At 75.3% G+C, this 25,445-nt stretch carries 16 protein-coding genes; 9 read left to right on the top strand and 7 right to left on the bottom strand.

Annotated elements, in window-relative coordinates; genetic code table 11:
• Positions 1–18: 18 nt before the first annotated feature.
• The 7 genes from IH44_RS0108125 (at position 19) to ligD (ending at position 8,450) form a co-directional block, all read left to right on the top strand.
• Positions 19–474 (top strand): MaoC family dehydratase, encoded by a 456-nt coding sequence (locus IH44_RS0108125; protein WP_030458750.1) that lies wholly within the window; start codon positions 19–21, stop codon positions 472–474.
• 46 nt (positions 475–520) lie between these two features.
• On the top strand, positions 521–2,032 hold the full coding sequence (locus IH44_RS0108120; protein WP_030458749.1) for a GMC family oxidoreductase: 1,512 nt from the start codon (positions 521–523) through the stop codon (positions 2,030–2,032).
• Positions 2,029–2,739, top strand: coding sequence for a 4'-phosphopantetheinyl transferase superfamily protein (locus IH44_RS40730; RefSeq protein ID WP_157852189.1), 711 nt, complete (start codon positions 2,029–2,031; stop codon positions 2,737–2,739). Before IH44_RS0108120 ends, IH44_RS40730 begins: the two co-directional genes overlap by 4 nt.
• 21 nt (positions 2,740–2,760) lie before the next feature.
• The gene (locus IH44_RS47770; protein ID WP_081966781.1) at positions 2,761–5,034 is read left to right on the top strand and encodes an aminotransferase class I/II-fold pyridoxal phosphate-dependent enzyme; all 2,274 of its coding nucleotides are present in this window, start codon (positions 2,761–2,763) and stop codon (positions 5,032–5,034) included.
• A gap of 92 nt (positions 5,035–5,126) precedes the next feature.
• Complete coding sequence (gene fabI, locus IH44_RS0108105; protein ID WP_030458746.1) at positions 5,127–5,894, top strand: enoyl-ACP reductase FabI; 768 nt, start codon at positions 5,127–5,129, stop codon at positions 5,892–5,894.
• Positions 5,895–6,227: 333 nt separating this feature from the next.
• Entirely contained in the window at positions 6,228–7,451 is a 1,224-nt protein-coding gene (locus tag IH44_RS0108095; protein ID WP_232794857.1) for a PP2C family protein-serine/threonine phosphatase, read from the top strand.
• A gap of 96 nt (positions 7,452–7,547) precedes the next feature.
• Positions 7,548–8,450: a non-homologous end-joining DNA ligase gene (ligD, locus tag IH44_RS0108090; RefSeq protein ID WP_030458744.1), complete on the top strand. Its 903-nt coding sequence runs from the start codon at positions 7,548–7,550 to the stop codon at positions 8,448–8,450.
• A gap of 7 nt (positions 8,451–8,457) precedes the next feature.
• Here ligD and IH44_RS0108085 read toward each other — a convergent pair whose 3' ends face one another.
• The 5 genes from IH44_RS0108085 to IH44_RS46325 all read right to left on the bottom strand — a co-directional run bounded on the left by IH44_RS0108085 (position 8,458) and on the right by IH44_RS46325 (position 19,181).
• The gene (locus tag IH44_RS0108085) at positions 8,458–10,419 is read right to left on the bottom strand and encodes an aconitate hydratase (protein ID WP_030458743.1); all 1,962 of its coding nucleotides are present in this window, start codon (positions 10,417–10,419) and stop codon (positions 8,458–8,460) included.
• Positions 10,420–10,530: 111 nt separating this feature from the next.
• On the bottom strand, positions 10,531–13,392 hold the full coding sequence (locus IH44_RS44020) for an MATE family efflux transporter (RefSeq protein WP_051816669.1): 2,862 nt from the start codon (positions 13,390–13,392) through the stop codon (positions 10,531–10,533).
• Positions 13,389–17,060, bottom strand: coding sequence for a type I polyketide synthase (locus IH44_RS42495; protein WP_051816668.1), 3,672 nt, complete (start codon positions 17,058–17,060; stop codon positions 13,389–13,391). The genes IH44_RS44020 and IH44_RS42495 overlap by 4 nt, the downstream gene beginning before the upstream one ends.
• A 99-nt stretch (positions 17,061–17,159) precedes the next feature.
• Positions 17,160–18,005 carry an ACP S-malonyltransferase gene (locus tag IH44_RS0108070; protein WP_051816667.1) on the bottom strand — a complete coding sequence of 282 codons (846 nt, stop codon included), beginning with the start codon at positions 18,003–18,005 and terminating at the stop codon, positions 17,160–17,162.
• 75 nt (positions 18,006–18,080) lie between these two features.
• Positions 18,081–19,181: a hypothetical protein gene (locus IH44_RS46325; protein WP_157852187.1), complete on the bottom strand. Its 1,101-nt coding sequence runs from the start codon at positions 19,179–19,181 to the stop codon at positions 18,081–18,083.
• Positions 19,182–19,563: 382 nt separating this feature from the next.
• Between IH44_RS46325 and IH44_RS0108060 the strand changes: the two genes are divergently transcribed.
• A complete protein-coding gene (locus IH44_RS0108060) occupies positions 19,564–20,598 on the top strand; it encodes a hypothetical protein (protein WP_030458738.1) in 1,035 nt (344 codons plus the stop codon).
• Positions 20,599–20,863: 265 nt separating this feature from the next.
• Entirely contained in the window at positions 20,864–21,892 is a 1,029-nt protein-coding gene (locus IH44_RS0108055) for a LacI family DNA-binding transcriptional regulator (RefSeq protein ID WP_030458737.1), read from the top strand.
• A gap of 145 nt (positions 21,893–22,037) precedes the next feature.
• On the opposite strand, the gene IH44_RS40725 is transcribed toward IH44_RS0108055, so the two are convergent.
• Together IH44_RS40725 and IH44_RS0108045 are read right to left on the bottom strand one after the other, a co-directional pair.
• Entirely contained in the window at positions 22,038–24,260 is a 2,223-nt protein-coding gene (locus tag IH44_RS40725; RefSeq protein ID WP_051816666.1) for a hypothetical protein, read from the bottom strand.
• Positions 24,261–24,448: 188 nt separating this feature from the next.
• The gene (locus IH44_RS0108045; RefSeq protein WP_030458735.1) at positions 24,449–24,976 is read right to left on the bottom strand and encodes a hypothetical protein; all 528 of its coding nucleotides are present in this window, start codon (positions 24,974–24,976) and stop codon (positions 24,449–24,451) included.
• Positions 24,977–25,445: the final 469 nt, after the last annotated feature.

Below are 25,445 nucleotides of genomic sequence, written 5' to 3'. Positions count from 1 at the left end.
CGGTTCGGAAGGATCGACATGCCCACCCACGTGCACACCATGGACGAACTCAAGGACCTGGCCGGCCTCGACCTCGGCCACACCGGCTGGATGCCGGTGACCCAGGACCGCGTCGACACCTTCGCCGACGCCACCGACGACCACCAGTGGATCCACGTCGACCCGGAGAAGGCCGCCGCCAGCCCCTTCCGCGGCACCATCGCGCACGGCTACCTGACGCTCTCCCTGCTCATCCCGCTCTTCCTGGAGCTGCTGGAGGTCAAGGGCGCCGCGATGGCCGTCAACTACGGCCTGAACAAGGTCCGCTTCCCGGCACCGGTCCGCACCGGCCAGTGGATCCGGCTGGCGGCCCGGATCGCCTCGGTGACCGACGTCCCCAAGGGCCTCGAACTGGCCCTGGACTTCACCGTCGAGGTGGAGGGCGGCCCGAAGCCCGCCTGCGTCGCCCAGGCCCTCTACCGCTTCTACCGCTGAGCCCGCCCGACCGCCGCCGGAGCACCGAACACCTTACGGAGTAGCCATGGAGTTGGATGTCGTCGTCGTCGGGGCGGGCTCGGCGGGGTGCGTCGTGGCCGCGCGGCTCAGCGAGGACCCGGAACGGGAGGTCCTGCTGCTGGAGGCCGGTCCGGACCACACCGCCGACGGGCGGTGGCCCGAGCAGCTGCTCGACGCCGCCGCGATGCCCGCCGACCACGACTGGGGCTACCGCGAGACCGTCCCGCCCGGAACCCGCCGTCCGGTCGGACTGCTGCGCGGGAAGGTCGTCGGGGGCTCCTCCGCCGTCAACTACTGCCTGGCCCTGCGCAGCCGCCCGGCCGACCACCGGGCCTGGGCCGCCCTGGGGCTGCCGGACTGGTCCTGGGAGCAAGTGCTGCCGTTCTACCGGCAGTTGGAGGACGACCCGGACGGCGACCCCCGCTGGCACGGCCGCTCCGGCCCGGTGCCGGTCCGGCGCGGCGGCGCCGAGGAGTTGACGGACGCCCAGCGCAGCTTCCTGGCGGCCTGCCGCAGCGAAGGGCACAAGGCGGTCGCCGACTTCAACGACCCGACCGCCGAGGGCGTCGGCGTGGCACCGCTCAACCAGCGGGGCGGCCGCCGCGAGAACGCGGTCTTCACCCACCTCGCCCCGGCCCTGCGGCGGCCGAACCTCCGGCTGCGGGCCGACTGCGAGGTCCACTCGGTGCTGGTCGAGGACGGCCGGGCGGTCGGGGTCCGGCTGGGCACCGGGGAGGAGCTGAGGGCCCGTCAGGTGGTGCTGTCCGCCGGGAGCTACAGCAGCCCGGCGATCCTGCAGCGCTCCGGCATCGGACCCGCCGCCCACCTGCGCGAGCTGGGCATCGCGGTGGTCCGCGACCGGCCCGGGGTCGGCTCCGGACTGGTCGAGCACCCGGCGTACCGCACCGTGTTCGCGGCCCGCCCCGGCGACTACCCGGCCCCGCGCCTGCGCACCATGCTGTCGCTGCGCAGCTCGCCCGACGCCCCCGACGTGGACCTGCACGTCCAGGCCCGGGCCGCCGCCCCCACCCTGAGCCGCGGCCCCCACCCGACCGGCTACGACATGATCATGATGGTCGGCCTGGTCCAGCCGAGGTCCACCGGCTCGGTCCGGCTGGCCTCCCCGGACTCCGCCGACCACCCGGTCATCGACACGGGCTTCTACCGCGACCCGGAGGACGCCCGCAGGGTCGCGGCCGGCGTCCGGACGGCCCGCCGGCTGGCCGACACCCCGGCGCTGCGCGAACTGCTCACCGGAGAGCTCCGCCCCGGCCCCGAGGTCGCCGACGCCGACCTCGAGGAGGCGGTGCGCCACCACCCGGCGATCTACAACCACCCGGTGGGCACCTGCCGGATGGCGCCCGCCGACACCCCGGACGCCGTGGTGGACGGCCGCTGCCGGGTGCACGGCGTCGAGGGGCTGCTGGTCGTCGACGCCTCCGTCATGCCGGTCAGCCCGCGCGCCACCACGCACCTGCCGGTGCTGATGCTCGCCGAGCGGGCCGTGGCCCTCAACTGGCCCACCCCGCACCGGTGACCGGCCCGACCGCGGCGGTGGCGCCGACGGCAGCGACAGCGGCAGCGGCGGTGTCGGAGGAGGCGGCGGGGGTCACCGTGCTGGTGGCCGCCGCCGGGCCGGACGCCCGCCGGACCGTCCGCGGCCTCCTGCTCGACGCCGCCGCGGACACCCTCGGCGTCCCCCGGGCCGGCCTGCGGATCGCCCGCGAGCCGGGCGGCCGGCCGGTGCTGGAGGGCGCCGGCCCGCCGGCGGCGGAGGGCGCCGACCGGCCGCTGCACATCGCGCTCAGCCACGGGCGCGACACCGTGGCCGCGGCCCTCACCCGGCTCGGCCCGGTCGGCGTGGACGTGGAGCGCGTCCGGCCGCTGCCCACCGCCGGCCTGGCCCGCCGCTGGTTCGACCCGGCGGAGGCCGAGTGGCTCGCACGGCAGCCCGGCCCGGAGCAGCCGACGGCCTTCCTGCGGCTGTGGGTGCAGAAGGAGGCGCTCGGCAAGGCCCTGGGCACCGGGCTGCGCGGCGGCGGGATGCGCCGCCGCGTCCTGCCGCCCGGGACCCCGCCCACCGGCCTGCTCGCCCCGCTGCCCGCCCGGCCGGACCTCGCGCTCTGCCTGCCGCAGGCCCCGCCCGGGCTCTGCCTGGCGGTCGGCGTGTGGTCCCCCGGCGCGGCCGGCGCCCCGGCCACCGTCGTCGTCCCCGGCACCCCACCGTCCCCGACCCGTACCTGAACCCCTCTCGTGGAGACACTCATGCCACTCGATCCGCAGGTCCAGGCGATCCGCGCGGCCCGGGAAGCGGGCGGACACCGCCAGCTGTACAGCTACACCGTCGAGGAGGCCCGGGCCCAGGACCTCGCGGCGATCCTGGCCACCGCCGGGACCCCGGAGCCGGTCGCCCTGGTGGAGGACCGGAGCATCCCCGGGCCGGGCGGCGACCTGCCGATCCGGATCTACCGGCCGCGGCCCGCGGGGACGCTGCCCGTCCTGGTCTACTTCTTCGGCGGCGGCTGGACCCTCGGCACCATCGACACCTCGGACGCGATCTGCCGGTCGCTGGCCAACGCCGCCGGCTGCGCGGTGGTGGCCGTCGGCTACCGGCTGGCCCCCGAGCACAAGTTCCCCGCGGCCGTGGACGACTGCCACGCCGCCGTGGACTGGATCGCCCGGCACGGCGCCGCACTCGGGCTCGACCCGGACCGCCTGGCCGTGGGCGGCGACAGCGCCGGCGGCAACCTCGCGGCCGGCGTCACCCTGCGCGCCAGGGACGGGGGCGGGCCGGAGATCGCCGCCCAGCTGCTCGTCTACCCCAACACCGACTACCGCTCCGACACCCCCTCCCGGCGCGAGAACAACGACCCGTACTTCTTCAACGCCCGCTCCGCGCAGTGGTACTGGGACAACTACCTGGCCGACCCCGAGCACGGCTCGGACCCGCTGGCCTCCCCGCTGCGCGCCGCCGACCACGGCGGCCTGCCGCCCGCGCTGGTGATCACCGCCGAGTACGACCCGCTCCGGGACGAGGGCGAGGAGTACGCGCGGAAACTGGCCGCGGCCGGGGTCGCGGCCGAGCTCACCCGCTACCCGGGCGTCGTGCACGGCTTCTTCGCCATGGGCGGCGTCCTCGACGCGGGCCGGCAGGCGCTCGCGCAGGCCGCCCGCTTCCTGCGCGACTCGCTCGCCGCGCCCGCGCCCGCCCCGGCCCCGGCGTCGGCCCCGGTGGTGCTGGACCTCGCGGAGCTGCACGGCTCGGTCTCCGACCCGCTGCTCGACGCGATGAACTTCCTCAACGAGGTGACCGGCCGCTTCCCCGACGCGCTCTCCTTCGCCCCGGGCCGCCCCTACGAGGGCTTCTTCGACGTCCAGCAGGTCACCCACTGGCTCACCGTCTACACCGACCACCTGCGCAAGGAGCGCGGCTACACCGGCCGGCAGGTCGACACCGAACTCTTCCAGTACGGGCGCACCAGCGGCCTCATCCAGGACCTGGTCGCCCGGACCATCGCCAACGACGAGTCCATCGCGGTGCCGCCGGAGTCCGTCGTGGTCACCGTCGGCTGCCAGGAGGGCATGCTGATCGCCCTGCGCGCCCTGTGCGCCACCCCGGCGGACGTCCTGCTGGTCAGCTCCCCGTGCTACGTGGGCGTCACGGGCGCCGCGAGCCTGCTGGGCATCCCGGTGGTGACCGTCCCCGAGGGGCCGCACGGCCTCGACCCGGCCGCGGTCGCCGAGGCCGCCCGGCGGGTCCGCGCCGAGGGGCGGCGCCCGCGGGCGCTGTACCTGGTGCCCGACTTCGCCAACCCCTCCGGCACGAGCCTGTCCCACGGCGCGCGCCGGGACCTGCTCGACGTGGCCGAGGCGGAGGACCTGCTGCTCCTGGAGGACAACCCGTACGGCTTCTTCACCCGGGAGAGCGAGCCGGCCGCGACGCTCAAGTCGATGGACACCGGCCGCCGGGTGGTCTACCTGGGGTCGTTCGCCAAGACCGCCTTCCCCGGCGCCCGGGTCGGCTACGTGGTGGCCGACCAGGAGGTGCGCGGCGCCGACGGCCGGCGGACGCTGCTGGCCGACGAACTGTCGAAGATCAAGAGCATGACCACGGTGAACACCCCGACGCTCAGCCAGGCGGTCATCGGCGGGCTGCTCATCGACAGCGGCTTCCGGCTGCGCGAGGCCAACGCCGGGGCCATCGCCTTCTACCGGGCCACCCTGGAGACCCTGCTGGCCGAGCTGGAGCGCCACTTCCCGGCCGCCCGCCGGGCGGAGCTGGGCATCGGCTGGAACCGGCCGGCCGGCGGCTACTTCCTCACCATGACGGTCCCGTTCACCGCCGACCAGCGGGCCCTGGAGCGCTCGGCCCGCGAGTTCGGGGTGCTCTGGACCCCGATGAGTCCCTTCTACCCGGACGGCTCCGGCACCCGCCTGCTCCGGCTGTCCTGCAGCTACCTGTCCCCCTCCGAGATCGAGGAGGGCGTCCGCCGGCTCGCCTCCTTCGTGGCGTCGCAGTGCGCCACGGCCGCACCCTGACGCACCCCGCCGCACCCTGACGCACCCCGCCGCACCGGCACCGACCGCAGCCGCCGCGTCCCGGCGGCAGATTGGGCACAGGTCACGCAACCATGGGCACTCTCCTGCTCGGCAAGAGGATCCTCGTCACCGGCGTCATCACCGACGCCTCGATCGCCTACCACGCCGCCCGGCTGGCCCAGGAGGAGGGCGCGGAGGTCGTGCTGACCGGCTACGGCCGGCTCAGCCTGGTCGAACGCGTCGCCGACCGCCTCCCCAAGCCGGCCCCGGTGATCGAGCTGGACGTCACCGACGCCCGGCAGCTCGCCGCGCTCCCCGACCGGGTGGGCGAGCACCTGGACGGCCTGGACGGCGTCGTCCACTCCATCGCGTTCGGCCCGGCCGCGGCCCTGGGCGGGAACTTCCTGCACACCGACTGGGCGGACGTGGCGACCGCCGTCCAGGTCTCCGCGTTCTCCTACAAGGCGCTGGCGACGGCCTGCCTGCCGCTGATGCGGGACGGCGGCTCGCTGGTCGGGATCGACTTCGACGCCACCGTGGCCTGGCCCAGCTACGACTGGATGGGCGTGTCCAAGGCCGCGCTGGAGGCCACCTCCCGCTACCTGGCCCGCCACCTCGGCGGCCGCGGCATCCGCTCCAACCTGGTCGCGGCCGGCCCGATCCGCACGATGGCGGCCAAGTCGATCCCCGGCTTCGCCGACTTCGAGGCGATCTGGGAGACCCGCTCCCCGCTGCCCTGGGACCTGCGCGACCCGGAGCCCGCCGCGCGCGGCGTGGTGGCGCTGCTGTCCGACTGGTTCCCGCGGACCACCGGCGAGATCGTGCACGTCGACGGCGGCGTCCACGCCATGGGCGCCTGACCCCGGGGCCGCCGCGGCCCCGGGCACGGGACGCGGACGGGCCCGGCCCCGGCGACAGTGCCGGGGCCGGGCCCGTCCGTGCGCCCGCGCGGGGCGTCAGTACGGGAGGCGGCGGCCCGAAGGGGTGCGCAGGTCGAGCGGGGGACGCGGACGGGGCGGGGCGGGGCGCTTGGCCGTGGTGGTCGTGGTCATCTCCATCACCTTCTCGGTCACCGCACGTCTGCCCGCTCCGGGGGGATCCGACACGGGCGGGCCCCGGGGTCCGACCCGGGCGGGGTGTGCGGGCGGGGCGGCCCGGACAGAAGCGGGGTGTGGCCCGGGAGGTGATGCGCGATGGGTGCACGGGTCGGGCCGGCCGACATGCTGGCCGCGGCGGAGCGGCACGCGCCGATGGCGTCCCTGGACGCGGCGGCCCGCGACCTGCGGGAGCGCTTCGGCGCCCGGTACGCGTCGTTCCTGCTCCTCGACGTCACCGGGCGGCGCATGGTGCGGGTCGGCGAGGAGTCCACCGCGGGGCACGGGTGCCGCACGGGCCAGGTCCCGCTGGCCGGCAGCCGCTACGAGGACGTGCTGCGGGCCCAGACGGCGGTGCACGAGGACGACGGCGACCACGGGCAGCGGATCCTCGCGCCGGTCACCCACCGCGGCGACGCCCTCGGCGTCCTCGAACTGCACCTGGACCGCGTCACCCGGGAGGTCCTGGACCGGGTGGCGCGGGCCGCGCACGCCCTGGCCTACCTGGTGGTGGCCGACCGCCGCTTCACCGACGTCTACCAGTGCGGCCGGCGCACCACCGACCTGAGCCTGGCCGCGGAGATCCAGCGCCAGCTGCTGCCCTCCGCGTCCAGCTACGACGCCCCGGAGTTCGCCCTGGCCGCCGCCCTGGTCCCGGCCGACAGCATCGCCGGGGACACCTACGACTACACCCTCGACCACGACACCCTGCACCTGTCCGTCACCGACGCGATGGGCCACGACGTCGCCGCCGCCCTCACGGCCACCCTCCTGGTCAACGCCTCCCGCGGCGCCCGCCGGGCCGGCTGCGACCTCGCCGAGCAGGCCCGCCGCACCCACCAGGCCCTCGTCGACCACGGACACGCCTTCGCCACCGGCCAGTTGCTGCGCGTCGCCCTCGACGGCAGCGGCACCGAACTCGTCAACGCCGGCCACCCCCGGCCGCTGCGCCTGCGCGGGGACGCGGTGCAGGAGGTGCGGCTGCACGCCGACATGCCGCTGGGCCTCGACGTGATGGGCCCCCCGTACCGGGTGCAGCGCCTCGACCTGCGGCCGGGCGACCGGCTGGTCCTGTACACCGACGGCATGCAGGAGCGCGAGGCGGCCCGGGTGGACCTGCCCGGGCTGATCCGCGCCACCGCCCGCGAGCACCCCCGCGAAGTGGTGCGCATCCTGACCGCCGCCGTCACCGACGCCGGCGGCGGCCACCTGGCGGACGACGCCACCGTGCTGTGCCTCGACTGGCACGGCCCCGGCCGGGGGCGGTCCGCGGCCCGGGGCTCACCCGCTCCGGGGGTGTGTCGGGCGGCCCCGGCCGGGTAGGCGCCGGGGCGCAGCGCGCCGGACGGCCGCGCCACCCGCGCTGCCCGGGCCGGCCCGGGGCCGGCCGGCCGACGCCATCCGCGAAGGGGGCACGCCATGACCACCGTCGAGATCCGGGCGAGCGGCCGGATCATCCAGCTGAAACGGGCCGACAAGGAGCTGTTCCCGGCGGACGGCCTCACCAAGGCCGACCTCGCCGCGCACTACCGCCGGGTCGGCCGGCGCATCCTGCCGCAGCTGCGCGGCCGCCCGCTGATGCTGGAGCGCCACCCCGACGGCATCGACGGCGGCCGCTTCATGCAGAAGGACACCCCCGACCACTTCCCCGACTGGATCCACCGCAGCGAACTGCCCAAGGAGGGCGGCACCGTCACCCACCCGGTCTGCGACGACCTGGCCACCCTGCTCTACCTGGCCGGCCAGGCGTGCGTCACCCCGCACCGCTGGCTCTCCAAGGCCGACCGGCCCGACCACCCCGACCTGCTGGTCTTCGACCTCGACCCGTCCGGCGAGGACTTCGAACCGGTGCGGGAGGCCGCCGGGCTGCTGCACGGCCTGCTCGACGGACTCGGCCTCCCCGCCGCCCTGATGACCACCGGCTCGCGCGGCCTGCACGTGCTGGTCCGGCTCGACCGCCGGGCCCCGTTCGACGAGGTCCGGGCCTTCGCCCGGGACGCGGCCCGCCTGCTCGCCCGGCGCCACCCCGACCTGCTCAGCACCGAGGCCCGCAAGCAGGCCCGCGGCGGCCGCCTCTACCTCGACGTCCAGCGCAACGCCTACGCCCAGACCGCCGTCACCCCCTACGCGGTCCGCGCCCTGCCCGGCGCCCCGGTCGCCACCCCGCTGGGCTGGGACGAACTGGACGACCCCGCGCTCACCCCGCGCCGCTGGACGCTCACCACCCTCGGCGAGCGCCTGGCGGGCGAGGACCCCTGGGCGGGGGAGCTGCGCCGCGGCCGCTCCCTGGGGCCGGCCGGGCGGCGGCTGGCCGCGCTCTGAGCCGCCGTCACCTGCCGGCGTGCCGGAGGGCGGGGACGGCCCCGCCGGCGAGCACGGCCTCGCGCCGGCGGGGCGAGAGGCGGTGGATGACCGGGTAGTCCTCGTCCCGGGTGGCGTTGTGCACGGTCAGCCGGGGTTCGGCGGCGGGGGCCAGGGCCCGGTGCAGGCCGGTGAGCCGGAGCCGGTCGCCGGGCTGGATCCGGTCGTGGTCGGCGGGGTCGGTGAACTCGAGGGCGAGGATCCCGAAGTTGGCGAGGTTCTGCCAGTGGATGCGGGCGAAGGACTTGGCGAGGACGGCGCGCAGGCCGAGCAGGCGCGGGGTGATGGCGGCGTGCTCGCGGGAGGAGCCCTGGCCGTAGTTGTCGCCCGCGACGACCAGGTGCGGGCCGGCGGCGCGGGCGCGGTCCGGGTAGTCGGGGTCGATCCGGGTGAAGGTGAACTCGGCGAGCCTCGGCAGGTCGGAGCGGAACGGCAGGGCCCGGGCGCCGGCCGGGCAGATCTCGTCGGTGGAGACGTCGTCGCCGGTCTTCAGCAGGACGGGGAGGTCGAGGTCGTCCGGCAGCGGGTCGAAGTCGGGCAGTGCGGAGATGCCGGGTCCGCGGACCAGTTCGACCGCGGCGGCGGCCTCCGGGGGCAGCGGCGCCTCCAGCATCGTGCGGTTGACCGAGGCGTGGTCGGGCAGCGCCGGGTCGGGCGGGGCGAGGCCCTCCTGCCGGGCCCAGGCGCGGGGGTCGGTGAGGACGCCGGTGAGGGCGGAGGCGGCGGCCGTCTCGGGCGAGCACAGCCAGACCGAGTCGTCCGGGGTGCCGGAGCGGCCGGGGAAGTTGCGGGGGAAGGTCCGCAGCGAGTTCTGCCCGGTGGCGGGGGCCTGGCCCATGCCGATGCAGCCCAGGCAGCCGGTCTGGTGGATGCGGGCGCCCGCGGCGGTCAGGTCGAACGCGGCGCCGGTCAGCAGCAGGTCCTGGAACACCTCGCGGGAGCTGGGGTTGACGTCCAGGCTGACCCGGCCGGAGGTCTGGCGGCCGCGGACCATGGCGGCGGCGACCGCGTAGTCGCGCAGGCCCGGGTTGGCGGAGGAGCCGATCACCACCTGGCCGACCGGGGTGCCCGCGACCTCGCGGACCGGGACGACGTTGCCGGGCGAGCTGGGCGCGGCGACCAGCGGCACCAGGGCGGACAGGTCGATCCGCTCGGTGAGGTCGTAGCGGCAGCCGGGCTCGGCGGCCAGCGGCCGGAAGTCCTCCTCGCGGCCCTCGGCGCGCAGGAAGTCCCGCACGGCGCCGTCGGCGGGGAAGACGCTGGCGGTCGCCCCCAGTTCGGCGCCCATGTTGGCGATGACGTGCCGGTCCATCGCGCTCAGCCCGGCCAGCCCGGGCCCGTGGTACTCCAGGACCCGGTTCAGCCCGCCCTGCACCCCGTGTCGGCGCAGCAGTTCCAGGATCACGTCCTTGGCGCTCACCCAGGCGGGCAGTTCGCCGTCGAGCCGGATGCCCCAGACGCGGGGCATGGTCAGGTGGTAGGGCTGTCCGGCGATGGCGAGGGCGACGTCCAGGCCGCCGGTGCCGATCGCCAGCATGCCGAGCGCCCCGCCGGCGCAGGTGTGCGAGTCGGAGCCGAGCAGGGTCTTGCCGGGGACGCCGAAGCGCTGCATGTGGACGGGGTGGGAGACGCCGTTGCCGGGCTTGGAGTACCAGAGGCCGAAGCGGCGGGCGGCGGAGCGCAGGAAGAGGTGGTCCTCGGCGTTGCGCTGGTCGGCCTGCAGGATGTTGTGGTCGACGTACTGCGCGCTCAGCTCGGTGCGGGCCCGGTCCAGGCCGAGGGCCTCGAGCTCCTGCATGACCAGGGTGCCGGTGGCGTCCTGGCAGAGGGTCTGGTCGATCCGCAGGGCGATCTCCTCGCCGGGCACCGGCCGGCCGCCGACCAGGTGGGAGGCGATCAACTGCCCGGCGGCCGTGCGCGGTCCGGTCATCGCCGTCACCTCCGTGCGCGCCGGTGTCGCCGTACCGGGCGCCTTCCCGGAACGGCCGGCTTCAACCGCCGACCGGCCGGTTCGGGCTCGGTTGTGCCGGCCGGTTCGGGCTCAGTTGTAGTGCTTGAGGAGCGGCCAGAGCTCCTCCCAGGAGTACTTCTGGCCGGTGCACACCAGGATCGGGAGGCCCTGCTCGATGGCGGGGACGTTCCGGCCGTTGTCGATGCGGTCGGCGACGGTGCAGCTCTGCCAGTAGGGGGCGAGGGACTCGGGGGTGTAGCCGACGGCGATGGTGGTGGCGGAGGTGCCGGCGGGGCGGCCGAAGCGGCTGTAGCCGTTGTGGTCGGCGTAGGGGGCGGGCAGGCCGAGCGCGGGGCCGTAGTGGGCGAGGGCGCCGGCCTCGCCGTAGTTGACGGCGAGCAGAGTGGCGCCGGGGTGCCGGCGTTCCAGGTCGGCGACCTGCCGGGCGAGCCGGGGCCAGCCGAGGGAGTCGGCGTTGAAGGGGTTCACGGCGGTCAGGTGGCGGTAGGCGGACACCGGGAGCAGGGGCGGGCCCAGCGCGAGGGTGACGGCGGCCGCGGCCGCCGCGCAGGCGGTGAACCGGCGGCGGCCGGCCGGCCAGCGGGCGGCGAGCCGGGCGGCCCCGGCGCCGAGCAGGAGCGGGTACCAGCCCATGGGGTAGTAGAAGTTGCCGCCGGAGACGACCACGATCCCGAGGGTCACCGCGTAGGCGGCGGGCAGGACCCGGTAGCGGGGGTCCTGCCAGGTGTGCCGCAGGCCGGCCAGCCACAGCCAGCTGAGCACGGTGGCGGCCTCCAACTGCAGCGGCAGGGCGGTGAACCGCTTGGCCCAGGTGGACAGGTGGCCGGCCATCGTGAACTGGGGCCAGCCGTGCGCCGCCTGCCAGAGCAGGTCGGGCGAGGCGACGGCGAGGGCCAGCAGCAGGGCCAGCCACGGGGCGCGGTCGCGCAGCAGCCGGGCGTGGCCGGTGAACGGGGCGGCGGCCAGCAGCGACATCGGCAGCATCACGATGGTGTCGTTGTTGAGCATGCCGACGCCCAGCACCGCGCCGAAGCCGTACCACAGGCGGCGGTCGCCGGTGCGCAGGATCCGCAGCACCAGCCAGATCGCCACCGACCAGAAGAACAGGCCGGAGGTGGCGGTGGTGAAGAAGTGCCCCTCGACGAGCACCAGCACGGAGGCCGAGACGGCGACCGCGGCGATCTGCTGGGCGCGGTGCGAGCGCCGCTCGTCGGTCCCGGCGAGCTCCCGGGCGCACAGCACCGACATCAGGGCGGTGGCGGCCGCGAACAGCATCGGCGCGATCCGCACGACCTGCACCGAGTCGCCGCCGAACCAGGTCTCGGCGCGGACGATCAGCGGCACCAGCGGCGGCTGGTCGTCGTAGCCGGCGGCGAGGTGGCGGCTCGCGGCCAGCCAGTACAGCTCGTCGCGGAAGTAGCCGTAGCGGCCGGCGGTGGCCAGCAGGACGGTGCAGGCGCACAGCACCGGGGCCAGCACCCGCGTCCAGGGGATCCCGGGCAGCGCGGGCCGGGCGGCCGGGCGGCGGCGCAGGTGGCGGCGGACGGCGAACGCGGTGTACAGCGCGCCGACCACCCAGCCGAGGTCGACGGCCCACATCACGCCCTCGGCGCCGTGCCGCACCCGCAGCAGGTACGACAGCGGCAGCCGGACGGCGACGAACGACACCAGCGTGCACACCAGCGGCACGACGGTGCGGCCGACGCCGTTCAGCGCGCCGTGCACGACGGCCGTGACGGCGTACAGCACGAAGCACGGGTAGGTGATCAGGACGTACAGCTCCACCAGGTGCCGGGTGGCGGGGTCGGTGGTGGCGGCCGCCGCGATGACGGGGCGCAGCAGCACCACGGCGAGGCTGACGGCCAGCGCCAGCGCGAGCGCGAAGGGCAGCGTCCGGCGGATGGCGCGGCGGACCCGGTCGGGGCGGCCGGCGCCGCGGTTCTGGGCGACGAAGACGGTGAGCGCCCCGGACAGGTCGAGGAACGCGGTGCTAGCGAAGAACTCCAGCCGCCCCACCACGGTGACCGCCGCCAGCAGCGGCGCGCCGAGCGGGGCGACGATCCGGATCAGCGCCACGATGCCCAGCGCGATCAGCAGTTGCTGGACGGCGCCGGGCAGGCCCAGGCGCAGGGCGGCCGCCGCCTCGGCCCGCACGTCCGGCCACCCGGGGGAGCGGCGCGGCAGCAGCTCGCCCCGGCGGCGCAGCAGGACCAGCCCGGCGGCCGCGGTGCCGGTGGCCGCGGTGACCGTGGCCAGGGCCGCGCCGGCCACGCCCAGCTGGAGCACCACCACGTAGAACCAGGCCAGCACCAGGTTGGCGAGGCTGCTGCCGACCATCAGCCGCATCTGGGCCCGGGAGTCGCCGAGGCCGCGCAGCAGGGCGAAGACTGCGGACACCGCGAAGACCGACGGGAAGCCGTACGCCAGCGTCGACAGCAGCACCTGCGCGTCGTGCAGCACCGCGCCGCGGGCCCCGGTCAGCCGCAGCAGGGCGCCGCCGGCGGTGCGGGCGACCAGGAAGCACACCGCCGCCCACACCGCGGCGGCCAGGGCCAGCGCGGTGGCGACGGTGGCGGGGCCGCGCCGGGAGCGGGCCCCGGTGTGGTGGGCGAGGCGGATGGCGAAGCCGGTGGTCAGGCCGAGGAAGACGCCGTCGGCGAGCAGGTAGAGCGGCTGGACGACACCGGCGGCGGCGAGCGCGTCGACGCCGACCCAGTGGCCGAGCACGGCGCCGTCGGCGAGCAGGTAGGTCTGCTGGAGGAGGTTGGCGAGGGTGAGGGGGGCGGCGAAGCCGAGGACGGCGCGCAGGACGGGGCCGCGGGTGAGCCGGGAGCGCTCCCCTGCCGGGGTTCCGGCCGCGGCCGTGGTGGCGTCGGCGGCGCCCGGGGGCGGGGTGCCCCCGGGCGGGCCGGTGCGGGTGGCCCCGCTCATCCGCGGCGGCCGTCGGGCCCGGTGGCGCGGCGCTCGTCGACGATCTTGGCCTGGGCGGCGACCGTGCGGTCCACCAGCAGGTCGCTGCTCTGCATCTCGACGCCCAGCACCGAGGTGACGGTGGCCACCAGGGACATCCCGGTGATCGAGTCGATGCCGAGGTCGAACAGGTCGGCGTCGACGTCGATGCTGGTGAACCCGAAGACGTGGGCCCAGCAGCGGCCGATGGTCAGCTCGGTGTCGGTGTACCGGCCGTCGAGGCGGCCGGTGAGCTCGACCGGCAGTTCGGCGATCTCCCGGCGGGCCTGGTCGGCGCCCTGCTCGCGGCGGGCGGTGCGGCGGCGCGACGCCTCCTGGAGCTTGGCGGCGATCGGCGGGTCGAGGGCGATGTGGTAGCCGGGCAGGGCGTCGGCGTAGTCGCCCTCGTAGTGCAGTTCGCCGCCGAACACCCGGGCCCGGCCGGAGCGCAGGCCGGCGTCGGCGATCGAGAGGCCGAGCGCGGTGGGCAGCGCCTTGAAAGTGGTGTCGACGTTGGCGCGGCTGCGCACCGCCATGCCGATCTCCTTCCACGACACCCAGTCGAAGGTGATGACGTGGCAGTCCGGGTCGGTCTCGGACTCCGCCAGGGTGTCCAGGAACTGGTTGGCGGCGGCGTAGTCGGCCTGCCCGATGGCGGGGAACACGGCCGCCACCGAGGAGAAGTGGACGACGAAGTCGGGCCGGTCGTCGCGGGTCAGCAGGTCGAGGGCGAACGCGCCGTGCACCTTGGGGCGGACCACCGCGTCGAAGTCCTCCCGGGAGCGCTGGGTGATCACCTCCCCGCCGGGGACGCCGGCCGCGTGGACGATCCCGTCGATCCGGCCGAAGCGCTCCCGGACGGTGGCGACGGCCGCCGCCAGGGCGTCCGGGTCGCCGGCGTCGGCGGCCAGCACCAGGACCTCCGCGCCCAGGTCGCGCAGCTCCCGCAGGGCGGCCCGCAGCCGGGCCCCGGGCGTGTCGGCGCCGGCCTGCCCGTCGTCCGGGCCGGGGTCGCCGGAGCGGCTGAGCAGCACCAGGTTGATGCCGGGCCGGCGGGCCGCGAACTCGCGGCACAGGGCCAGGCCCAGGCCGGCCGTGCCGCCGGTGACCAGGTAGGTGCCGCCGGGCTTGAGGTACTCGCCGCGGTCGGCCAGCTCGGCCTCCGGCAGTTCGGCGAACGTCTCGCGCAGCCGGGCGCCGTCGCGCAGCGCGACGACGGCGGGCTCGGCGCCGAGGAGCTCGTCGAGGACGGTGCGGGCGGGCGTGGCGCCGTCGGTGTCGACCACCGAGACGGTGAGGTACGGGTACTCGCGGCTCACGCTCTTGGCCAGGCCGGTCAGGGTGGAGTTCTCCACCACGACGCCGGGCTCCGCGCGGCGGGAGGCCAGGGCGGTGCGGGTGAGGACGGCCAGGTGGAGTTCGGCGCCCTCGGTGATCAGCGCCCTGGCGAGCCGGAACAGGCCGTGCAGGTTCTTCTCCAGCCGGGCGTCCAGGGCGGCGAGGTCCCGGGCCGGGTCGGCCTCGAAGCCGAGGGCGTGCACGAGGTGGGTGACGCCCTCCTCCACGGCCCGGACGGCCAGCTCCTCGTAGAAGGCGTCGGCGTCGGTGTCCGCGTCGGTGTCCGCGTCGGTGTCCGCCGCGGCGGGCAGGCGGACGAGCTGGGCGTCCGTCAGGCCGGCGGCGCGGAGCAGTTCCTCGGCGCCGGTGGAGCCGTCGACCAGGGCGAGCACCCGGGCGCCGGGGTCGGCGGCGGGGGCGGGGCCGTCGGCGGGCCGGAAGACGACCTGGTGGGTGGCGGGGCCGGCGGAGCCGGGGGTGCCGAGGGCGAGGGCCTCCCGCCAGTCCTCGGGGAAGTCGATCCAGGCGCGGCGCTCGTCGAACTCGTAGGGCGGCAGGTCGACCGGGCGCGGGGCCGGGCCGGTGCCGGGGCGGTCGTCGTCGGGTCCGAGGTCGGCCCCGGCGGCCCAGGCGGCGGCCCGGGCGGCGAGGTCCGGGTCGGGCGCGGTGCCGGGGGCGGGGGCCCAGAACTCCCAGTCGGGGTGGCTGGAGTGGAACGGCGCGGCGTCGGCCGGCCGGTTCGCGGCCAGCGCCTCCAGGCGGGCGCGCAGCTCGTCGAGGCCGGTGACGACCAGGGCCAGCCGGTGGCGGTGGGTGGCGCGGGAGCGGCGGACGGCGGCGCACAGCCCGGCGAGGGTGACCCCGTCGAACCGGCCCAGGGCGAACCAGTCCGCGTAGGCGCCGACCAGCAGCCGCAGCGACTCCTCGCTGTGCGCGCTGAGCGCGAACAGCTGCGGCGCGGGCGCGCCGACGGAGACGGGGACGGGGACGGGGGCCGGGTCCGGGTACTCCTCCAGCACCACGTGGCAGTTGGTGCCGCCGAGCCCGAACGCGCTGACGCCGCAGCGCAGCGGGCCGTGCTCGCTGCTCCACGGTTCGGCCCGGGTGGGGATCCGGACCGGGGAGTGGTCGAAGTCGATCCGGGAGTTGGGCTGTTCGAAGCCCGCCAGCGGCGGCAGCGTGCGGTGGCGCAGGACCAGCGCCGCCTTGATCAGGCCCAGCACGCCGGAGCCCTCGAAGAGGTGCCCGATGTTGGCCTTGACCGTGCCCACCGCGCAGAACCGGTGGTCCGCGGTGTGCGGGGCGAACGCCTGCCGCAGGCCCTCGATCTCGATCGGGTCGCCCAACTTCGTGGCGGTGCCGTGCAGTTCGATGTACCCGATGCTGCGCGGGTCGACCCCGGCGTCGGCCCAGGCCGCGTGGAGGAGGTCCGCCTGCGAGGCGGAGTCGGGCGTGGTGACGCCGCCGGCGGTGCCGTCGTGGTTGACGGCGCTGCCCTTGATGACGGCGTACACCCGGTCGCCGTCGGCGAGGGCGTGGTCGAGGCGCTTGAGGACGACGGCGCCCGAGCCCTCGCCGTAGCCGGTGCCGTCGGCGCGCTCGTCCAGGGTGCGGGTGCGGCCGTCGGAGGACTCGATGCCGATCCGGGTGTCCGGGTGGTCGATCGGCGCGCTGACGATGCGCGCCCCGGCGACCACCGCGGTGTCGCAGTCGCCCAGCAGCAGGGCGTTCTTGGCCTGGTGGACGGCCACCAGCGAGGCCGAGCAGGCGCTGTCCACCACCATGCTGGGGCCGCGCAGGTCCAGCAGGTGCGAGAGCCGGTTGGCCATCATGGTGGGCACGTTCCCGGTGAGCGCCGGCTGGATCAGCGACCGGTCGATCTTGGACAGGTACTCCAGGTAGGCCGAGCCCGGGTTGACGGCGAAGCCGACGAACACGCCGGTCCGGCTGCCGCGCAGCCGGGCGGCCGGGTAGCCGGCGTCCTCGAAGGCCAGGTACATGGCGCGCAGCGCGTGCCGCAGGTGCGGTTCGGTGGTCGCGGCCTGCTTCGGGGTCATCCCGAAGAACTCGGCGTCGAAGTACTCCGGGTGCTCCAGGTAGGCGCCGTCGCGGTAGGCGATGCCGGCGTCCGCGGGGGAGCGGACGGTGGTGCCGAAGACGTAGCGCAGGTAGGCGTCGATGCTCCGGGCCCGGTGCTCGGGGAAGCGGCCGGTGAGGTTCCTCCCCTCGGCGACGAGGTCCCAGAACCCGTGGACGTCCCGGGTTCCGGGCACCTCCACCGAGATGCCGACGATGGCGATGTCCGAGTTCAAGGCGTTCTCCTTCGGGACGGGCGGGCGGGCAGCGGGCGGGCAGCAGGCGGGCAGCGGGCAGCGGGCGGCGGGCTGCCGGGATGTGCGGGTGCGGAGCGGTCAGGCGATCGCGGGCAGCAGGGCGGTGAGCGTGCTGCCGTTGGCCTCGTCGAACCGGGTGACCCCGGCGGCCCGCAGCGCCCGCACGGTGCGCACCCACTCCACGGGGGCGGTGATCTGCGCGGCGAGCAGCGCGGCGGCCCGGTCCGGCTCGAAGGGCGCCGCCGTGACGCCGGAGAACACCGGCACGGCGGGGGCCGCGAACGCCTGCCCGCGCAGCGCGGCCGCGAACGCCCGCGCGGCGGGCGCCATCAGCGGGGTGTGGAAGGGGCCGCTGACCGGCAGCGGGACCACCGCCCGGGCCCCCGCGGCCCGCAGCACGGCGGCGGCGCCGGCCAGTTCGTCCCGGCCGCCCGCGACGACGGTCTGCCGGTCGGAGTTCCGGTTGGCCACGTAGACGTTGCGCACCCGGGCCTCCCGCAGCGCCGCCGCCACCCGGTCGCCGCCGATCCCCGCCACGGCCGCCATCGCCCCGCCGCGCACCGTCGCCATGGCCTCGGCCCGGGCCCGCACCAGGCGCAGGGCGTCCAGCAGGCCCAGGCAGCCGGCCGCCACCAGGGCGTTGTACTCGCCCAGGCTGTGGCCCGCGTAGCAGCCGACCGGCTCGGCGCCGTCGCCCTCCTCGGCCAGCCGCCGCCGGGCGTCGAGGGCGTTGACCAGGAAGACGGCGGGCTGCGCGTAGCGGGTGTCGCCCAGCCGCCCCTCGGGGTCGTGCAGGCACAGTTCCCGGACCGAGTGGCCGAGCACCGCGTCGGCGGCCTCGACCTCCTCCGGGAACAGGTCGAACAACTCGGCGCCCATGCCCGGGCGTTGGACGCCCTGGCCGGGGAAAACGAGGCAGCGCACGGCGCGCCCTCCCTGTCGTGGGGTGTGGTCGTGGGGTGTACGGGTCCGGCGGCGCGACGCGGGCGCGGCGGGCGGTCAGAGCGAGGTGAACCGCGCGGCCGAGCCGCTCTCGCGCAGCCGCGACCTGGTCAGCGCGGCCGCCGAGACGCCGGGGCCGAGGTCGAGGACCAGGTCCGGGTCCAGCTCCGCCAGCGCGGCGTCGACGACGGCCGGCCAGTCGAAGGGGCGGCACATCTGCTGCTCGGCCACCTCGTACAGGACGTGCGGCGAGGACTGCAGGTTGGCGGGGGTGCCGGTGCCGTAGACCGGCATGGTCAGGCCGTCGCCCTTGACGGGCTGCCAGTGGTGGTCGACGTCGCGGCCGATCAGCGCCATGGCCGGGGTCAGCGCCGGGCTGTGGAAGGGGGCGGTGGCGCCCAGGTAGGTCCAGCGGGCGCCGGGCCGCTCGAAGAGCTCGGCCTCGGCCAGCCGCAGCCGCATCAGCGCCTCGGTGGCGCCGGTGAGGACGTGGAAGGTGGGCGAGTTGACCAGGCCGATCCCGACCCGGCCGCCCGGGCCGTCGCCGCTGCGCCGGACCGCCTCCTCCAGCACCGGGCGCCGCGGGCCCACCACGGCGGCCATCGCCGCGGGGACGCCCGCCCCCGGGCCGAGGGCGGCGTGCCGGCGCAGCAGTTCCCCGTCCGGCCGGGGCGCCGCGGGGACGACCTGGTGGCAGCGCAGCAGCGCCACCGTGACCTGGGCGACCGAGCGTCCGGCGGCCTCCGCGTACCCGCGCCGGCCCGCGACGGGCAGGGCGGAGAAGACCGCGGCGTAGCTGCCCAGGCTGTGCCCGACCGCCCCCACCGGGCGCAGGCCGCCCGCCGGGGCCAGCGGGCTGCCCGGCCCCGGCTGCAGCACGCACAGCTGGTACAGGTGCAGCAGCACGCCCTCGGCCACCGAGCCGCGCGCCGCCGCGGGCACCGGCGGGTCGCCGGGGGCGGCCAGCCAGTCGCGCACCGGCAGCCCGCCGGGCAGGAAGCGGGCGCACTCCGCGCGGCCCGCGATCTCGAAGGCCGTCTCGACGCCCGCGAGGGCCGAGGCGAAGAACCGGGCGTTCTGCGGCTGCCGGAACAGCGCGCGGAGCCGGTCCAGCAGCGGGCCCCCGGGATCGCCCAGGCCGCCGAAATGGAGTAACACCCGCACAGGTACGTCCTCACCGGTAGTCGGTCATGGGGGGGGGCGCGCCGCCCGGAGCGGTGCCCGCAGCACCGGCCCGCCGGACCGCCGGGAATCCCGCCCGCGACGGGCTGACGCCGTGATCGGTCGCTCGGGCAGCAATATGCGTCCGGGCCTGACGGCGGGTCAAAAGGCCGTGAAATTTACATCCGGGCCGCCGCCGCAGGTCCGGGCGGCCGGACCCGGCGGATTCCGGGCCCCCCGCCGGCGGCGGACCGGGGGCGCCTTGACGGTGCCCGCCGCCGGGGCGAGGATCTCCTCCCGCCGCCCGTCTTCGTCCGCCACCGCCGCCGGATGCTGGAACGGAGGACCGCCCCGACCGCACGCGACGGAAGGAACCACGGTGGCGCTCACCGACCGGATGATCCGGATCCCGGATGCCGACCGCATCCGCACGCAGGACCCGAACAACCACCTGCACTGCCGGAAGTCCCAGCTGCTGGCCCACGTCGCGGGCCGCACCCCGCACTCCGACCTGCTGATGTACCGGGCGCTGGGCTCGACCTCGGCCGTCTACCGCCACTGCTACCTGCGCGGGAGGGACCGCTGGGCGTTCGAGGCGCCCTACGTGACCGAGGACGACCTGCGGCTGCTCGGCTTCGACCTGCTCTCGGCCGGCACGGTGGACGTCGACCGCTTCGCCGCCGGCCTGCCCGAACTCCTCGCCGCGGGACGGCCGGTGCTGTTCTACGCGCCCCGGCACCACTTCCCGCACTGGGTGGAGTTCATGGAGCGGGTCGGCACCGTCGCGGAGGAACGGCGGCTGCTGCACTCGTTCCTGGTGGGCGGGGCGAGCGGCAGCGAGGTGCTGCTGCTCGACAACACCACCGACGACCACGAGTACGTCCCGCTGACGGTGGGGTGGGACGTGCTGCGCGAGGGGTACGCCCGGGAGCCGGAGCGCTGGTTCGTCGACTGCTCCACCGTGGTGCCCCGGTCGGGACCGGACCTGGACGGCTTCGAGTCCGCCTACCGCGCCTTCCTGGCCCGGTTCCGCGACGGGTTCCGGATCTACGACCTGATCGGCGAGAACCTGGCCGCCGAACGGGCGGCGGCCGACGCCGTGTACCGGGCGCCCGGCGTCAACAGCATCGCCCTGCTGGCGGGTTCGCGCACCCTGTTCGGCCGCTTCCTGGCGCTCACCCGGCACGGCGGGCAGGTCCGCGCCGCGTACGCGGACGTCGCGCAGCTGGCCACCGCGCTCTCCGACCGGATCAACGCCTTCCACGCCGGGGCACCTGCGCTGACGGCGGACCGGATCCGCGGCGACCTGGCCGAGCTGCGCCGGCGCGAGCAGCGGGCGGCGGCGCTGCTCACGGAGGAGGCGGCCCGGCTGCCGCGGCTCCTGCCGGACGGCGGTGACGGCGTCCACCGGTGACCTGCCGCCGGGGTTCGGCGCCAAGTGGGCCCGCCGGGGCCGGGATTGACGGTGCGTCCGGTGCTGTGGATCATGGGTGGGACGACCGCCGGGCCGCCGCTCCGGCCCGACGCCCGAGGCGCCCGAGGCGCCCGAGGCGCCTCCCGGGCCGTCCCCGCCGGGCCCCGGTCCCCGGTCCGATCCCGACCGATCCCGCCCGACCCCGTCCCGGCCGCGTCCGGCGCCCCCGTCCGCTCCCGTCGCCCGGTACCCCGTGGAGGAGTCCGTGCCCGCACCCGCCGATGCCGCCGGCAGCCCGTCACCGCCGCCGCCCACCCTCACCGACGTGGCCCTGCGGGCCGGCGTCTCGACGGCCACCGCGTCGCGGGTCCTCACCGGTTCGGCCCGGGTGAGCGAGGAGACCAACCGCCGGGTCCAGGAGGCGATCGCGCAGCTCGGCTACGTGCGCCGCCGGGCGCCCCGGGCGCACCGCTCGGGCGGCGGGTCGGTCGCCGCGATCGTCACCGAGTCCAGCCAGCGGTTCTTCTCGGACCCGTTCTTCGCCCGCCTGCTGCACGGCGCGTCCCGGGCCCTCGCCCCGGCCGGCTACCAGCTGGCGTTCGTCGCGGTGCAGGACCGCAGCGAGTACGTGGCGGCGGCCCGCTTCGTGCAGCGCGGGGTCGACGGGGTGCTGCTGGTCTCCTCGCACGGCTCGGACCCGCTGATGCCCGTCCTGGACACGGCCCGGGTGCCCACCGTGCTGTGCGGCCGGCCGCTGGCCGAGCACGGGGCGCCGTACGTGGACACCGACAACTACGGCGGCGCGCAGGCCGCCGTCCACCACCTGCTGGCGGCCGGCCGCCAGCGGATCGGCACCATCGCCGGGCCGCGCGACATGGCCGCCAGCCAGGACCGGCTCCGCGGCTTCACCGAGGCCCTGGCCGCCACCGGCCTGGAACCCGTCGTCGACCTCGGCGACTTCTCCCTGGAGTCCGGCGAGCGCGCCATGACCCGGCTGCTCAGGCGCCGGCCCGACCTCGACGCGGTCTTCGCCGCCTCCGACCTGATGGCGGCCGGGGCCCTGCGCTCGCTGCGCCGGGCGGGCCGCCGGGTGCCCGACGACGTCGCCGTCATCGGCTTCGACGACGACCCGGTCGCCCAGTACACCCACCCCCCGCTCAGCACGATCCGCCAGCCGGTGGAGGAGCAGGGCTCGACGATGGCCCGCCACATCCTCGCCCTGATCGAGAACCGCACGCCCCCGGGCCCCCGGACCCTGCTGCCCACCACGCTGGTCTGCCGCGAGTCCGCCTGACCCGGCCCGGACGGGCGCGGCATCCGGCCTCGGTCGGAGTTTCCGCTCCGTGCCTGCACCGACGACTGGAGCCGGCGGTGGCGGTGTGTCAGTCAGACCGGTGCCGGCAGCCCGTCCGCATCCTTCCCGGCACGGGGTGGCCCGGTCACTCCTCGTCCTCGTACCCGTCCTCCTCGTCCTCCTCGTCGTCTTCCTGGCCCACGGCCGGCGAGGTCACGACGATTTCCCCTGCCAGCTTGCGCACCTCGGCAATGATGCGGTTCTGATCCTCGACGGATCCGAAGGGGTGCAAGGTGGTGGCCCGGGCCTCAGGGGTGTCCGCGAGGGTCAGAAGCCGCTTCACGGCCTGCCGTGCTTCGGTCACGGCGCTGCGCAGGGCCCTCCGCTCGACCGAGAGCTGGTCCTGGATCGACTGATCGGCGCTGGCCTTCTCCTGCCCCGAGTTGCGTTCGTTCTCGGCCTTGCGGGCCTTCTCAGGGTCGGAGAGCGCCACGATGACCCACTGGCTGAGCGCTTCGGGCGCGACGCCCCCCGCATCCTTGCGGATCTTGTCCGCGGCAGTGAGGTCGACTGCCGGGATGGAGTACATCGAAGCAGTGTTGCGCCCGAGGAGCTGCGCGCCGGTGAAGGCGTTGAGGCACTCCCGTTCCGGGTCGAAGGTGTTGGCGGCGAAGGCCAGGGTCCACAGGCCCTCCTCGGACTCCGCGAGTCCGGCGACGATCTGGTCCGTGTTAGCGCGGAACGGCACCGTCCGGCCCACGGCCGACCCGACGTTGCGGGTGATGAGCTTGTCCGTGATGAGCGCGATCCCGCCGGCCACCGCGAGGGTCTGCCTCGCGTTCTCGTTGCCGTTCGAAGCGGAATGGACGAGTTCGGTGAAGTCGGTGGTGGGAACCGGATCCCAGTCGCCCATGACGCCCTTGGTGAGCACCCCGCCGTTGGCCCAGGCGTTGCGTGCCTGCTGGAGCGACCCCGCCTTGTACCCGCGCCAGGGCAAGTCGATGACCGGACCGAGGAGTTCCGCGTATCCGGCCGTCCTCATCTTGCTCGTGCCCTTGATGTCCTTGGCGAACTTCTTGACCTGCTCGAAGATCTCGGGCCGGGTGAGGAAGTGAACCAGGTAGACGGCCCGCCAGAGCGCCGTTCCCGGGATGCTGGCGTCGAGGAACGCCGCTGGGACCTCCGTCGGTTTCCGGCGTCCGACGGCGAGCCCGATGATTCCTTCCAGGAGGTTGTGCCGCGGCAGTCCGGGAAGGCGGATACGGCTGATCGCCCGGGTGCCGACCTCCACGTTCTGCGCTGCCGCGTCCCAGTGCCGGAATTCGACGTGGATCGAGGCGAGGATGGAGCGGATCGCATCATCGAAGACCTCCTCTGCGGAGAGCTCGGCCGAGTTGTGGCGATGGACACCGACGGTGACCTGCGCGGGCACGACCAGGGTCTGGCCGAGGCGCACCGAACGGTCCGTCGGCTGCGCCTCGTTGACTCCGCGCTGGAATTCGGCGAGGAAGCCGACGAGTGCCTCCTGTCGGCCGAGCGCCATGCGCTGGCTGAGCGCCTTTTCGCTGGCGCCGCGCCGCGAGGTCTTCTCGGACATCAGCACCTTGACGGCCGTTGCGGCGATCTCATCGGCGTACGGTGAATCCCCCTCGGTGAGCAGGGCCCAGGCGCTGGTCAGACGCGTGATGCCGTCACGTACGGCGAGGACGTCGATGTGCTCGCTGCCGTCGGTGAATTCGAGTCGGCACGGGTGGGCGATGAGGGCGCGGGTGATTCGCCGGGCCAGGATCGACCGGTCATAGGGGTTCGGATTGGCGTGCCGGGTCTGCTCGATGGTCTGCGTCAGGTGGGCCCGCAGGTGGTCGTGGTCGCGGTAGCGGTAGACGACGCGGGCGTACGGCTGCCCGTCCTCGTTCACGTCGCCCTGCACCTCCGGGTCCTCCACGGGCAGCGCGCCCTGGCTGGTGCGGGGTTGGTGCCCCGGGAACAACTCGGTCAGCCACACCCTGGTGTGGAGCGAGCGGAGTGTCGCCCCTTCCACGTGTTCTTCGATCAAGGCGGAGGCTTGGCCCTTGGAGGAGCGCAGTTGGGCCGCTGCCGCGTCGGGCGAGACGACGGCACGCGCCACTGTGTGCCATCCGTCCTCGTCCAGCGAGGCGCCCTCGGCCGCCAGACCCGCTCGGACCAGCGAGGAGCGCTCGCTTGCGCTGGCGGGGGCCGGCAGGGTCCGCTCGAATCCCGAGACCGTGAACTCCTCTCCCGCGAAGCGGAAGGAGATCGTCTCGGGGTCGCTCACCGGCACTGCGGCACGGGCTGCGGAGCCGCCTTCCTCCTCGCCGGTGGCCTGGGATTCGCTGGCGTCAGACATGTTCTTCCTTTCGAGAAGCTGGCAGAGTTGGAAAATTTCCATTGATAACGCCACTGGCTGGCTGTTGCCCCGCCCGTTAGACTGGGGAACGCAGTCAGGGCTCGCGCTCCGCGCGTGCCAGGTCTGCTTTCACGAGCCCCGGCCGGCGGCCGGGGCTTCGTCATGTCGCGCCCCGCCCGCTCCTCGGGTCAACTCCGCTCCGGGGCGGGGGCCTTCGGCAGGTACCGGCTGAACCAGCCCCACATCGGCTGCTTCGTCGGCTGCCGGGCGATCGCCTGGCAGGCGACGTGCACCACCAGGTCGGCCATCTGGAGCCACTCCGAGGTGTGGGCGGGGACCTGTACGGCCGGCAGCGGGAGCCACCGCGGGTTCACCAGCTGATGCGCTTCTTCGTAGAGCCTTTCCGTGCCGTCCCCGTCGATGACCAGCCCGGCGTGTTCGCCCGTTTCGGCCGAGCGCCGGTCCAGGCCGCGGAGCAGTCCCTCGTAGGCCCGCTGCTTCGCCTTCCCCCAGTGCGAGGGTTCTTCGGCGTAGACCGTCACGATGTCGAGCGAGGGCCAGGAGCCGAGCAGGGCGAGGGCTTCCTGGGCCATGCGGTACCGCTCGTGCTTGGCGGGGTTCGAGCCGCCAGGGCGGCCCCGCCCTCCGAGGAACTTGGTCGCGTGCAGCTCGTAGCCGACCGGCACGTTGTGCTCGCGGTCCCACCGGGAGCGCATGCTCAGCCAACTGGCGAGGATCTCGGGGGCGGACAGCGGGGAGAGGCCGATCGCGGTGTAGAGCGCGAGGCCGGTCCCGGTGATTCCGGATTCGTCGACGTACCACAGACGGTCGACAGACTGACGGGCGTTGATGGTGGTCCCCGGCCTTTCGCGCGAATCCGAACGTGATCAGGAAGGCGTGCGGCTGCACCGCTTCGAACTGATCGTCCAACCGGGTCGGGACACGGTCGAACATGTGGATTCGGGCGATACGCGCTGCGTCTCCCCACTCCCCGGCTCCCCGGGCTCCTCCTCGATGGCCTGCCCAGACTCAACAAGTCTGTGAGGTCCGCCATTCGGAGCTTCGGGTGGCATTCGGCCGTCTGCCGTCTGCTGGTCGCCAAGTCATGGAGGGCTCGTACGGCCCCCAGGGTAGATCCACTGCTGTCATATCGTCAATTGAGCTACTTGTAAGGTCATTTGGTCG

The sequence above is a fragment of the Kitasatospora sp. NRRL B-11411 genome (genome assembly GCF_000721345.1).
Classification (GTDB): domain Bacteria; phylum Actinomycetota; class Actinomycetes; order Streptomycetales; family Streptomycetaceae; genus Kitasatospora; species Kitasatospora cineracea.
The sequence above is the reverse complement of the archived record's forward strand: the minus strand, read 5'-3'. Positions and strand labels throughout refer to the sequence as shown.